The sequence below is a fragment of the Gluconacetobacter asukensis genome (genome assembly GCF_014174375.1).
GTDB lineage: Bacteria > Pseudomonadota > Alphaproteobacteria > Acetobacterales > Acetobacteraceae > Gluconacetobacter > Gluconacetobacter asukensis.
In genome coordinates this window covers 157,204-169,675 of sequence record NZ_JABEQE010000003.1, presented here as the reverse complement: position 1 = coordinate 169,675, position 12,472 = coordinate 157,204, and the positions used below count along the sequence as shown (strand labels likewise).

Below are 12,472 nucleotides of genomic sequence, written 5' to 3'. Positions count from 1 at the left end.
AGGCTACAAGGCCTCGCATAATGCCGGCAGCACATGCCGGCTCAGCAGCGGGGCCAGCCGGATGGGCGGTTCGTCCGTGCCCACCACGTCCAGCCACAGCATCTCCGCGATCTCCGCCGCAATCACGGGCGTGCCATCCAGATCGCCGCGATAGATCGCCGCCCGCACGACGCATCCCGGCTCATTGGCCGCCGGCGCCTCGAATCGCCCCAGCAGCGCCAACCCGTCAGCATGCAGCCTGCACCCCAGCTCCTCATGCAGCTCGCGTTGCAGGGTCTCGGTCTCGCCCTCGCCCGGCTCGCCCTTGCCGCCCGGCAGCATGAAGCTCTCCGTACCGCGCTTGCGCACCACCAGCAGCGCCCCCTCCCGCACGATCGCGGCCGAGACGACGTTGATCACCCGCCCTCGCGTGTCGCGGCCGGCGCTCAATGTCCCGCCGACGGCTTCTTGCCGCCCCCCTTGATCGGCGACAGCAGGAAGCAGAACGGCACCACCAGAAACGCCCCTATCCCCAGGATCATGAACACCTCGTTGTAAGCCAGGATCGCGATCTGCCGCGTGAACTCCACGAACAGCCGATGCTGGGCCACGGCATTGACCGCCCCCGGCGCGATCCCATGCCCCGAAGCGGCCTGCCGCGCACGCGCCAGATAATCGTTATAGGGCTGATGGAACGGCGTCATCCAGTGCACCATCTGCGTCTGATGCGCCTGGCGGATTTCGGTCAGCATGGCGGTCGAGCCCGAAATCGCGATCGACCCCAGCACGTTGCGCGCCATGCTGAACAGCGCCGAGGCATCGGCATTCAGCTCGCGCGGCAGGGTGGCGAAGGTGATGGTCGAAATCGGCACGAACAGAAAGGCCAGGCTGGCCGTCTGGCTCATGCGGAACAGCACCAGATGGCGAAAATCCAGCAACGGCACCAGATGCGCCGACCAGAACAGCGAGACCCCCATGAAGAAGAAGCCCATCGCGATCAGCGTCCGCAGGCTCAGATATTTCATCGACCGCCCGACCAGCGGAATCAGGGCAATGACCGCGATACCACCGGGCGAAAGGATCAGGCCCGACAGGGTGGCGTTATAGCCCATCACCTGCTGCGCGAATTGCGGCACGATGATCGCGGCGGAATAGAGCAGCGCGCCCACCGCCCCGATCAGCAGCGTGCCGGTCGCGAAATTGCGGTCCCTGAACACCCGCAGATCCACCGCCGGCCTTTTGGTCCGCAGCAGCCAGACCACCGCGCCGCCAATCCCCAGCACCGCCAGCACCGCCATGGTCCGGATCATCGACGACCCGAACCAGTCCTCATCCTCGCCGCGATCGACCGCCACCTCCAGGCAGCCGAACCCGATAGCGATCAGCCCGATCCCCACAATGTCCAGCGGCGCCTTCTGCTTCCGCGCCCAGGGCGGGTCTTCCACGATCATCGACACGGCGAAGGTCGCCGCCAGCCCCACGGGCACGTTGATGAAGAAGATCCAGCGCCAGGAATAATTGTCGGTAATCCACCCGCCCAGCGCCGGCCCGATCACGGGCGCGACGATGGTGGCGATCGCCGTCAGCCCGAACGCCGCCGCCCGCCTCTCGGGCGGGAAGGTGTCGAGGATGATCGATTGCTGGTTGGGCTGCAGCCCCCCGCCGAAGAAACCCTGCATCAGCCGGAACACGATCAGTTCCGGCAGGCTGGTCGCCATGCCGCACAGGAACGACGACACGGTGAACATGAAGATACAGATCAGGAAATAGCGTTTTCGGCCCAGCAGTTTTCCAAGCCACCCCGAGATGGTCAGCACGATGCCGTTGGCCACCAGATAGGATGTCAGGGTCCAGGTCGCGTCGTCATAGGTCGAGGACAGGCTGCCGGCGATATGCGGCAGCGAGACGTTGACGATGGTCGTGTCCAGGATTTCCATGAACGCGGCCACCGTCACGACGACCGCAATCAGCCATGGATTGGCACGGGGCTTCCATGGCTGTTCCGCTGGGGGCGTCTCCGCCGGGGCGGACGCGCCGGCCGCCGGGCCGCCGCTCATTCCGTATGCACCGTCGGCACAACCGACAGGCCCAGCGTCAGCGGCAGGTCGGGCCGCATGCCCTGGTCGATCACGATCTTCACCGGCACGCGCTGCACGATCTTCACATAGTTGCCGGTCGCGTTCTCGGGTGGAAAGGCGCTGAAGGTCGCACCGGTGCCAAGCTGGATCGAATCCACATGCCCCTTCAGGTCCAGGAACGGATAGGCATCCACCGCAATGTCCACCTTCTGTCCCGGCCGCATATGGGCCAGCTGGGTTTCCTTGTAGTTCGCAATCACCCAGACCTCCGGCTCGACGACCGAGAAGATCGACTGCCCCTCGCTGACAAAGCTGCCGCGCTCGATATTGCGCTGCGAAATCCAGCCGTCATGCGGGGCGCGGATCTCCGTCCAGCCCAGGTTCAGCTCGGCCTGCGCCAGTTGCGCCCGCGCCTGCGCGATCTGCGCATCGTACTGGCTGATCCGCGTCTGGGTGGTCGAGATATTGGCCTCTACCGGCTCGGCGATCCGCAGATTGCCCTCGGCCTGCGTCACCTGGGCCTTCGCGGCCTGAAGCGCCGCCGTGGCATAATCGATATCCTGCTGCGTGGTGGCGGCACGCGCCACCGCATGCTGGCGGCGATAATCGGTCTCGGCCCGGAACTGCTGCGCCTGGGCGGCCTGCAACTGGCCCTGCGCCATCAGCAGGCGCCCCGGGAAATCCTTCTGCGCCACCGCCAGGCCGAACTGCGCCCCGGCCGCCTGCGCCTGCGCGATCTGCAGCGTCGCCGCCGCATTGTCGCGCGCCGCGCGATAGTCGCGGTCGTCGATCCGCGCCAGAAGCTGGCCGGCACGGACGAACTGGTTGTCGTTCACCAGCAGTTCCGTCACGTAGCCGCGCACATGCGGCGCGATCGTCACCGCCCGCCCGGCGGTAAACGCATCATCCGTCTCGATGTCATGACGGGTCAGGAACCAGTAGATCCCACCCCCCACGACAATGGCGGCCACGAAGAGGATCAGGCCGACACGGATCAGCGGGTTGGGTTTCTTCTTGCGCGATTCTTCCGGCTTGTCGCCCGACCCTGCGCCGTCTTGCTCGGCCATACGGTTCCTCTTGACTTCCAGCTCATGGCGCCGGCCCGATCGAATGACCGAACCGGTCGGTCAATCCATGGCACGAAGAACCCGATCCATCAACCGCCCTGCTTCGACAAGCGCAATGAAAGCCCCGAACAGGCCCGCTCAGTAATGATAGCGGCACTGGGCGATCTCCAGCGCCTGCCCCTCACCCCGGCCGGAAACACGATAGACAAGCCGATCCTGCTGGGTCAGACGACGCGACCACCATCCCGATAACTCACCCTTCAGCGGCTCGGGTTTCCCGGTCCCCTGAAAGGGCAGGCGCCGACATTCCTTGATAAGGGCATTGAGCCGGGCAAAGACCTTCGGATCGGTCTCATGCCAATAGAGATATTGTTCCCATGAAAGATCCGAGAAAACGAGTTTCACGGTTCGATCAGCGCCCGCTCCCCGCCATGCCCGGCCTCAAGCTGGGCAATCGACGCCCGCAGGCTCTGCGCATTGGCCGGTGACGCCAGCAGGTGCATCGTTTCCTGGATGGCATTCCATTCTTCCAGCGAGACCATGACCACCGGCTTGCCGTTCTTGCGGGTGACAATCACCTCGTCATGATTGTCCGTCACCTGCTCCATGACGTCCTTCAGCCGGGTCCGGACTTCCGAATAGGTCAGAACCTGCATGATCCGATCTCCTTCGCCCCATAAATGTACGCCTGCCGGTACATTTACAAGCGCCACGGCAGCAGCGGCTCAGAGACCGAAAGCCTGGGTCCGTACCATGCGGGCATACAGCCCGTCGGCCGCCATCAGGTCGGCATGGGTTCCGCATTCCACGCCCTGCCCGTCGGCCAGCACCACCACCAGGTCGGCCGAGCGCACGGTCGACAGCCGGTGGGCCACCACAATGGTCGTCCGCCCCTGGCGCAACTGGCCCAGCGCCTCCTGCACCAGCGCCTCGCTCTCGCTGTCCAGGGCGCTGGTCGCCTCGTCCAGCAGCAGCACGCGCGGATCGCGCAGCAGGGCCCGGGCCAGGGCCACGCGCTGGCGCTGCCCGCCCGACAGGCGCTGCCCGCCGGGACCGACGCGGGTGGCAAACCCCTCGGGCAGCGCATCGATAAAGGGCTCCGCCGCCGCCGCCCGCGCCGCCGCGCGGATTTCCCCGTCCGTCGCACTCGGCCGGCCGACCCGGATATTGTCCGCCACCGACAGGTCGAACAGCAGCGTATCCTGGCTGACATAGGCAATGGCATCGCGCAGGTCGGCCAGCCTCACGGCGCGCAGATCCATCCCATCCAGCACGATCCGCCCGCCGCTGACGTCATGCAGGCGCGGAATCAGCGACAGCGCGGTCGATTTTCCCGCCCCCGACGGGCCGACCAGCGCCACCGTCAGGCCCGGCATCGCATCGAAACTCAGCCCGTCCAGCCCCACCCGCCCATCGGGATAGACGAACGACGCCGCCTCGAAACGCAGATGCCCATTGCCCTCGGGCAGCGGCCTTGCATCGGGCGCCTCGACGATATCGGCCGGCTCGTCGATCACGGCGAAGATCCGCTCCAGCCCCGCAAACCCTTCCTGCATGGCGGCATTCAGCGACCCCAGCGCCCGCAACGGACGCGACGCCAGCAGCAGCGCCGCCACGAAGCCCGAAAAATCGCCCAGGGTCGCGCCCCCCAGCGCCGCGCGCCAGCCGGCAAAGCCCAGCACGGCCGCCACCGCGGCCCCACCCAGCACTTCCAGCACCGGATCGACCCGCGCCCGCCCCCGCGCAATGCGCAGCAACGCCGCATGCAACTGGTCGAACGCATGATCGACCCGCTTCGCTTCCGCCTGTTCCAGACGATAAACCCGCACCGTCCGCGCCTGGGAAAAGCTCTCGGTCAGCAGCGCCGAGGTCTCGCCCATCCGTTCCTGCATGCCGCCCGATGCCCGCCGCACCTTCTTGCCCAGGCGCTGGATCGGCACCGCCGCGATCGGATACAGCACCGCCGCGATCAGGCTCAGCTCCCAGTCCATGTAGAACATCGACACCACCAGCCCGGCGACGGTGACGACATCGCCCAGCGAATTGACGACGCGGATCATCGCCTCGCGGATCGAAACGGCATCGGTGGTAAACCGCGCCGCAAGCTGCGCCGGCGCCTCGCGCTCCACACGGGCGATGTCGGCATGGAGCAGATGGGCGAACATCCGCTCCTGCAACCCGCGGATCACCACCAGCACCAGGTTCTGCACCGCGACGGTCTGGCCGTATTGCGACAGCGCCTTGGCGGTCGTGATCAGGATCACCAGCGCCGGCACCTGGTAGAGGATGCGCGGATCATGGTCGGCAAACATGTCCAGCGCCCGCTGGATGACCAGCGGATACAGTCCGGTCAGCGACGCCATCAGGATCGTCAGCCCGATCACCGCCGCGATCCGGCTGCGATGGCGGCGCACATCCTCGCGCCACACCCGCCGCAGCAGGTCCATGCCCCGCTCACGCACATCAGTGCCCGTGGGCCGGGCCGGCGGCGGCACAGGCGGGGCAGAAACCGGGGTCCGGGACGAAACGACGTTCATGCAGCCCTTTACCAAGCCATGGGTGACAAAGAAAGCAACGCCCAGCGCCCGGAATCAGGCAGGGCCGGCCACCAGCCGCTCCAGATAGGCCAGACACTCCCGCCGCCCGGCGCGGCATCCGCCCGCCAGCCACCATGCGCGGACCTGTCCCAGCACCTGCCCCATACGGGGGCCGGGCGCCATGCCGGCCTGCATCAGGTCCCGCCCCGCAAGCGGAAAGACCGGCCGCGCACGGGCCAGCAGGTCGGCGCGCAACGCGTCCCACGCGGGCGATCGCGTCCCCAGCCGCTCCGCCTGAACCCGCCAGCTCCGCCCGACCAGGGCCTGGGCGGGCTCGTCGGCCAGCAGGCGGCGGCGTCCGTCCTCATCCAGCGCCGGGTCGGGCAGCTTCCCCGACCGGATCGCCGCCAGCGCCGCCGTCTCGGCCCGCGACAGGCGCAGGCGGCCGGCCAGCACGTCCGGCGCCGCGCGTGCCAGCACCGCCAGCCGCAGCACCGAATCATCCGGCGCACCGGTCCCGATCAGCCGCCCCAGCGCCGGCAGGTCGCACCCTTCCGGCAGCAGGCAGGCCAGCACGCCGCATGTATCCATCAGTTCCAGGGTCGCGACCACACCGGGGCCGACCAGGATGCGCCGCAGCTCCGACCACACCCGCTCGGCCGAAAGCCGGGACAGATGGTCGCGCAGCGCCGTAATCGCCCCCATCGCCTCCGCATCCGGCACGCCCCGCCCATAGCGGGCATGGAAACGGAAAAAGCGCAGTACCCGCAACGCATCCTCGCGAATACGCGCCGACGCGTCCCCGACAAAACGCACCCGCCCGGCTGCCAGATCCACCCGGCCGCCGAAATCATCATGCACCACGCCGTAACGGTCGCAGGACATCGCATTGATCGTGAAATCCCGCCGGGCCGCGTCTTCCCTCCAGTCGCCCGTCCAGGCGACGACCGCGTGCCGCCCGTCCGTCCGTTCGTCTCGCCGCAGGGTCGTGATCTCGTACGGCCGGCCGCCGATCACGGCCGTCACCGTGCCATGGGCCAGTCCGGTGGCCACGACCTTGATCCCGGCCGCGGTCAGGATGGCCTGCACGCGCTCGGGCGGTTCCGGCGTGGCCATGTCGATATCGGCCACCGTCCGTCCGGCCAGCAGGTCGCGCACAACCCCGCCGACCAGCCGCGCCTCCGGCAGCAGCCCCCACAGCCGCCCCAGCCCATGCCGTATGTCCGGCGGCAGCGCCGCCAGCCGGTCCGCCAGTTCGACGGCCGGCTCCTCGCCGCGCGTCAGCTCCCCTCTCCGGCCGGCAGGCACGAGAGGGGAAAGAAAACATTCTGGCTCCATACGCCCAGGCACGGCACACCGCGACAGGTGCCGGGAACCGCCAGGGCCGCCAGCTCGTAATAGACCGAACGGGCAATCCGGGCCTGGATCGGATAGGCCCCGGCGCCGTCGCGCACATGCAGATAGGGAACCGGGCCGGTGCCGCATTCCTCGCAGGGAACATCCCATTCGGCCAGGATCGCATGGTCCGGCCCGGCACACACCACCAGGTCGACATTGGTACGAAAGGACAGGACCTGATCACGCCCGCAGCCGCTCCAATGCAGCTCCATCGCCACGAACGGAACATCCTCGACCTCGATCGTGCCGCGCTCGGTCGGCGTCTGCAGCCAGTACGCCCCCTCGGCATCACGGGTCAGCACCGACGCGAACAGGCAGACCATCGGCTTGCGACGGATCGGCGTGCCGCGATAAAGCCACGTCCCGTCGCGCTGTATCCGGAACGGCAACGCCCCGCATGACGACGGCGCGGACGCGACGGCACGCCGCGGGGAACATCCGACAGTCTCGAAAGACGCCACGGCGTGCCTGTTCAGATCGTCAGCCAAATGCATAACCCACGCCAGTTGAATCATCCGACCCCCGATATAGGGATCATCCCCGACTTGATGAAACCCCCAGACCTGTCAGATTGAACGCATGACGATATCGGACGCCCTGCCCTCAGCCTCCGGCACCGCGCCGGGCCTGCCTCCCTTCACGGCATCGGATGCCACCGCCGACCTCGCACAGGCCGAACGCCTGGGCGGGCTGCTCCAGGCGGCGCGGGCCGAAATCGGCCGCGTCATCCATGGCCAGCGCACGGTCATCGACCAGACCCTGACCAGCATCCTGGCCGGCGGCCATACGCTGCTGGTCGGCGCGCCCGGCCTGGGCAAGACCCTGCTGGTCACGACATTGGGAACGGTGCTGGGCCTGCAAGCCCGCCGCGTGCAGTTCACGCCCGACCTGATGCCGTCCGACATCACCGGCAGCGAAATCCTCGATGAGGACGAGCACGGCCGCCGCAGCTTCCGCTTCGTCCCCGGCCCCGTCTTCTGCCAGTTGCTGATGGCCGACGAAATCAACCGCGCCAGCCCCCGCACCCAGTCCGCCCTGCTCCAGGCCATGCAGGAACACCGGGTCGCCATCGCCGGCACCGACCACAAGCTGCCCCACCCGTTCCACGTCCTCGCCACCCAGAACCCGATCGAGCAGGAAGGCACCTACCCGCTGCCCGAAGCCCAGCTCGACCGCTTCATGCTCCAGATCCCGCTCGGCTTCCCCGACGAGGCCGCCGAACGCGCCATGCTGCTGGCCACCACCGGCAGCCAGGACGTGGTGCCCCGCCCCGTGCTGACCGACCGCGACCTGGTCGAGGCCCAGCGCCTGGTCCGCGCCCTGCCGGTCGGCGACCGGGTGGTGGACGCCATCGTACGGCTGGTCCGCGCCGCCCGGCCTGAGACGACGCAGGATGCCACCATCCGCGACTCCGTGGCCTGGGGTCCCGGCCCGCGCGCCGCACAGGCGCTGATGCTGGCCACCCGCGCCCGCGCGCTGCTCGACGGCCGCCTGTCGCCCAGCATCGACGACATCGCGGCCCTGGCCCAGCCGGTCCTGGCGCACCGCATGTCCCTGACCTTCACCGCCCGGGCGGAGAACCGGCGCCTGCCGGACCTGATCGACGGCCTGCTCCGCACGCTGGACTGACCGTCGCGATGACGCGGCCCCCCTCCCTGCCCGGCCGCGCGGCCGCATACCTGCGTCGCGCGCTGGCGCGGCACGTCCCGGTAACGGAAACGCCCGACGCCGGCATGCATCCGGCCGCCATCCCTCTGGCGGCGGCGGAAAACCTGGCCGCGCGCATGCCGTCGCTGATCCTATCGGCCCAGCGCATCGCCGCGACCGTGGCGGCCGGCCACCACGGACGCCGCCAGGCCGGCCCGGGCGAGGATTTCTGGCAGTTCCGCCCCGCCCAGCCCGGCGAGCCGGTCACGCGCATCGACTGGCGCCAATCGGCCCGCAGCAGCCGGGCCTATGTCCGGGAGACCGAGGCCGAGGCCGCCCAGACCGTCTGCCTGTGGTGCGACCCCAGCGCCTCGATGCGCTGGCGCTCCGCCCCGACGCTCCCGCTGAAATCGGAGTCCGCCATCCTGCTGACCCTGGCGCTGGGCGCATTGCTGCTGCGCCAGGGCGAACGCGTGCGCCTGCTGACGCCGGGCGAACCGGTCGACATCCCCCCCGGCGGCCGGGCGGCGCTGGACCGGCTGGCGGTCGCCCTGATGCGGACCATGGCGCATGACCCCGAGGATACCAGCCTGCCGCATCCGCAGCAGGTGCCCCGTCACGCACGGGTGGTGCTGGTGGGCGACGGGCTGTGCGGGCTGCCGGCCATGGGGGCGCTGCTGCGCGGCCTGACGGCGCGACCGGCCCGGGCCCTGCTCCTGCTGGTCAACGATCCGGCCGAGGCCGAACTCCCTTACGCGGGGCATGTGCGCTTTTCCGGCCTGGAAGGCGAGGACACGCTGACCCTTTCCGGCGTCGAACAGGTGCGCGGCGCCTATCGCGACGCCTATGCCCGCCATCAGGCGGCCCTGGCCGATCTGTGCCGCACCAACGGCCATCTGCTGATCCGCCACGCGACCGACCAGCGGCCGGAAGAGGCCCTGCTGGCGCTGCACGCCGCCCTGTCGGGGCGGGGAGAGCGCCCATGATCTTCCAGCTTCCCTGGCTGCTGGCGGCGCTGGCCATCCTGCCGGTGCTGTGGCTGCTCCTGCGCACCCTGCCGCCGCCGCCCCAGCGCCGCGCCTTCCCCGCCATCATGCTGCTGCGCGGCCTGCGGGCCCGGGTCACGCAGGCCGCCACCGCCCCGCTCTGGCTGCTGCTGCTGCGCTGCGTGGCACTTGCGGCGCTGATCGTCGGGCTGGCCGGCCCGATCCTCCGCCAGGACCGCACCGGCCAACCCGCGCCCGGCGGCCCGGATACCAACCTGCTCGTGGTCTTCGACAATGGCTGGGCCGCCGTGCCGGACTGGCCCCTGCGCCTGGCGGCCATCGATGCCCTGCTGGATCGCACAACCCACCCTGTCCGCCTGCTGACAACCGCACCGGGACCGGCCGGCGAGGCCCCGTCCATCGGCGCGCCGACGCCACCGTCCATGCTGCGCGGCATGCTGGATTCCTCCCGCCCCATGCCCTGGCCGACCGACCGCGCCGCCGCGGCACAGGCCCTGCGCGACCTGGCCGCCAGCGGGTGGCACGGGCGGGTGGCTTACGTCTCCGACGGGCTGGCCGGCACGGAAGACCCCGCCTTCGCCGCCGCATTGGCAGCACTCGGCCCCGTCGAAACCCTGATCGACCGCGATGCGACGATCGCGGTCCTGACCCCCGCCCCCGCGACCGGCGACCAGCAACTGCACGTCGCCGTCAACACCCTGCCCTCGCCCCATCCGCGCCAGTTGACGGTGCGGGCCGAAGCCACGGATGGCGGCGTGCTGTCACTGGTGCCGGTGCCCGTCGCGGCCGGCGCCCGGCAGGGCACGGCCGAGGTGGCGCTGCCCGCCGAACTGCGCAACCGGATCGGCCGGCTGGTCCTGCGCGACATGCAAGGCCCGGCCGGCGTACGCCTGCTGGACGAGGGCGACCGGCGCCGCCCGGTGGGGCTGATCGGCGTCGCCGGCACCGATACGCCCCTGGTGGGCACGCTGTTCTACCTCCGCCGCGCCCTGTCCCCGACCGCCGAACTGCGCGAGGGCCCGGCCGCCACGCTGCTGGCCCGTCCGCTCTCGATCCTGATCGCACCCGACGGCGCGCTGGACAGCCCCGAAACCCGCCGTGCCGTCACCGAATGGGTGCGCAAGGGCGGCATGCTGATCCGCTTCGCCGGCCCCCTCCTGAACGGCAGCCCGGACCACGACCCCACCGCCCCCGACAGCATCGCGGATGCGGATGTCCCCTCATCCCCCCTGCCCGACGCCCTGCTGCCCGTGCCGCTGATGTCGGGCGAACGCCAGCTCGGCGGCGCGATGTCCTGGGGCAAGCCGGAACATCTGGCCCCATTCCCCGACGATTCCCCCTTCCACGGCCTGACCGTTCCCGCCGACGTCACGGTCTCGCGCCAGGTCCTGGCCCGCCCGGCGGCCGATCTGGCCACCCATAGCTGGGCCCGCCTGACCGACGGCACGCCCCTGGTCACCCATGCCGCACTGGGCGCGGGCGAAATCGTGCTCTTCCACGTCACCAGCACGGCCGAATGGTCGAACCTGCCGCTCTCCGGCCTGTTCGTCGACATGCTGCGCCGGCTGGCCGAACGCTCGGTCGGCGTCGACGCCCCGGCCGACCACAGCCTGCTCGCCCCCTACATGACATTGGATGCCGACGCGGTCCTCAGCCCGCCCCCACCCGCCGCGCGGGCACTCCCGGCCGACGCTTTCGGGGCCGCGCCCCCCTCTCCCGCCCATCCGCCCGGCCTGTACGGCCCGCGCGCCAGCCGCCGCGCCCTGAATCTGGGCGATGCGATCGGCCCGCTCGCCGCCCAGGCCACGATCGGCCACGAAGTCACGCTGGGGGGCCAGCCCCGCGACCGCGCGCTGGGCCCCTGGCTGGTCGCCGCCGCCCTGCTGCTGCTGGCGCTGGACGCGGCGCTGACCCTGCTGCTGCGGGCCGGCCGCCTCCCGGCCGGACGGGCAGCCCTGACGGGCGCCCTGCTGCTGGCCACCCTGTCTTCCCCCGCCCGCGCCCAACCCGCGCCGGACGGCGTCCCCGGCGCGGCCCTTGAAACCAGGCTGGGCTATATCCTGACCGGCCATGCCGATCTCGACGCCGTGTCGCGCGAGGGGCTGCAAGGCCTGTCGGATTACACCAACGCCCGGACCTCGGCGGTGCTGGGCCATCCGGACGGCGTGGTGCCGGGCCGCGACGATCTGTCCTATTATCCGATGCTCTACTGGCCGGTCGCGGCCGACGCGACGATCGACCCGGCGCGCACGGCAGCGCTGAACGCCTATATGCGCCATGGCGGCATCCTGCTGATCGACAGCCAGGGCGTCGATCCCACAGCACCCGGCGCCGACACTCCGCAAGGCGCCGGCTTCGCCGCCCAGGCCCCCGGCACGGCAGCGGCGCTGCGCCGCATGACCAGGGGGCTGGACGTGCCCCCCCTTACCCGCCTGACCGACCGGCACGTGCTCGCCCACACCTTCTACCTGCTGCACAGTTTCCCCGGCCGCTATGACGGGCTGCCCGTCTGGGTGGCGCGCGAGGGCGACAGCGCCAATGACGGCGTCAGCCCGGTCATCATCGGCTCCAGCGACTGGGCCCATGCCTGGGCCGTCGACGAGCAGGGCAACACGCCCTACGCCACGGTACCGGAGGGGGCCACCCAGCGCGTCACCGCCTACCGGTTCGGCGTCAATGCCGTGCTCTATGCCCTGACGGGCAATTACAAGGCGGATCAGGTCCATGTCCCCGCCCTGCTGCGGCGGCTGGGGGAATGA

Annotated in this window: 11 protein-coding genes; 3 read left to right on the top strand and 8 right to left on the bottom strand. The window is 70.0% G+C overall.

Features of this window, described 5'->3' with window-relative positions; genetic code table 11:
* Positions 1–3 precede the first annotated feature (3 nt).
* From HLH35_RS05055 to HLH35_RS05020, 8 genes are all read right to left on the bottom strand, one after another.
* Complete coding sequence (locus HLH35_RS05055; RefSeq protein ID WP_182978105.1) at positions 4–429, bottom strand: NUDIX hydrolase; 426 nt, start codon at positions 427–429, stop codon at positions 4–6.
* Positions 426–2,036: a DHA2 family efflux MFS transporter permease subunit gene (locus HLH35_RS05050; protein ID WP_275944213.1), complete on the bottom strand. Its 1,611-nt coding sequence runs from the start codon at positions 2,034–2,036 to the stop codon at positions 426–428. The genes HLH35_RS05055 and HLH35_RS05050 overlap by 4 nt, the downstream gene beginning before the upstream one ends.
* Positions 2,033–3,124, bottom strand: a complete 1,092-nt coding sequence (locus tag HLH35_RS05045) for an HlyD family secretion protein (protein WP_182978104.1) — start codon at positions 3,122–3,124, stop codon at positions 2,033–2,035. The genes HLH35_RS05050 and HLH35_RS05045 overlap by 4 nt, the downstream gene beginning before the upstream one ends.
* A gap of 138 nt (positions 3,125–3,262) precedes the next feature.
* The gene (locus tag HLH35_RS05040; protein ID WP_182978103.1) at positions 3,263–3,529 is read right to left on the bottom strand and encodes a Txe/YoeB family addiction module toxin; all 267 of its coding nucleotides are present in this window, start codon (positions 3,527–3,529) and stop codon (positions 3,263–3,265) included.
* Positions 3,526–3,780 carry a type II toxin-antitoxin system Phd/YefM family antitoxin gene (locus HLH35_RS05035; RefSeq protein WP_182964353.1) on the bottom strand — a complete coding sequence of 85 codons (255 nt, stop codon included), beginning with the start codon at positions 3,778–3,780 and terminating at the stop codon, positions 3,526–3,528. Before HLH35_RS05035 ends, HLH35_RS05040 begins: the two co-directional genes overlap by 4 nt.
* Before the next feature lie 69 nt (positions 3,781–3,849).
* Positions 3,850–5,571, bottom strand: coding sequence for an ABC transporter ATP-binding protein (locus HLH35_RS05030; RefSeq protein WP_246384852.1), 1,722 nt, complete (start codon positions 5,569–5,571; stop codon positions 3,850–3,852).
* 144 nt (positions 5,572–5,715) lie between these two features.
* On the bottom strand, positions 5,716–6,969 hold the full coding sequence (locus HLH35_RS05025) for a CCA tRNA nucleotidyltransferase (protein ID WP_408870096.1): 1,254 nt from the start codon (positions 6,967–6,969) through the stop codon (positions 5,716–5,718).
* Positions 6,942–7,553, bottom strand: a complete 612-nt coding sequence (locus tag HLH35_RS05020; protein ID WP_408870095.1) for a DUF1285 domain-containing protein — start codon at positions 7,551–7,553, stop codon at positions 6,942–6,944. Before HLH35_RS05020 ends, HLH35_RS05025 begins: the two co-directional genes overlap by 28 nt.
* A gap of 85 nt (positions 7,554–7,638) precedes the next feature.
* Here HLH35_RS05020 and HLH35_RS05015 point away from each other — a divergent pair, with 85 nt between their 5' ends.
* The 3 genes from HLH35_RS05015 to HLH35_RS05005 are packed head-to-tail and all read left to right on the top strand — an operon-like array spanning position 7,639 to position 12,472.
* Complete coding sequence (locus tag HLH35_RS05015; RefSeq protein ID WP_182978099.1) at positions 7,639–8,688, top strand: AAA family ATPase; 1,050 nt, start codon at positions 7,639–7,641, stop codon at positions 8,686–8,688.
* Between the two features lie 8 nt (positions 8,689–8,696).
* Positions 8,697–9,692 carry a DUF58 domain-containing protein gene (locus HLH35_RS05010; protein WP_246384851.1) on the top strand — a complete coding sequence of 332 codons (996 nt, stop codon included), beginning with the start codon at positions 8,697–8,699 and terminating at the stop codon, positions 9,690–9,692.
* On the top strand, positions 9,689–12,472 hold the full coding sequence (locus tag HLH35_RS05005) for a DUF4159 domain-containing protein (protein ID WP_182978098.1): 2,784 nt from the start codon (positions 9,689–9,691) through the stop codon (positions 12,470–12,472). The genes HLH35_RS05010 and HLH35_RS05005 overlap by 4 nt, the downstream gene beginning before the upstream one ends.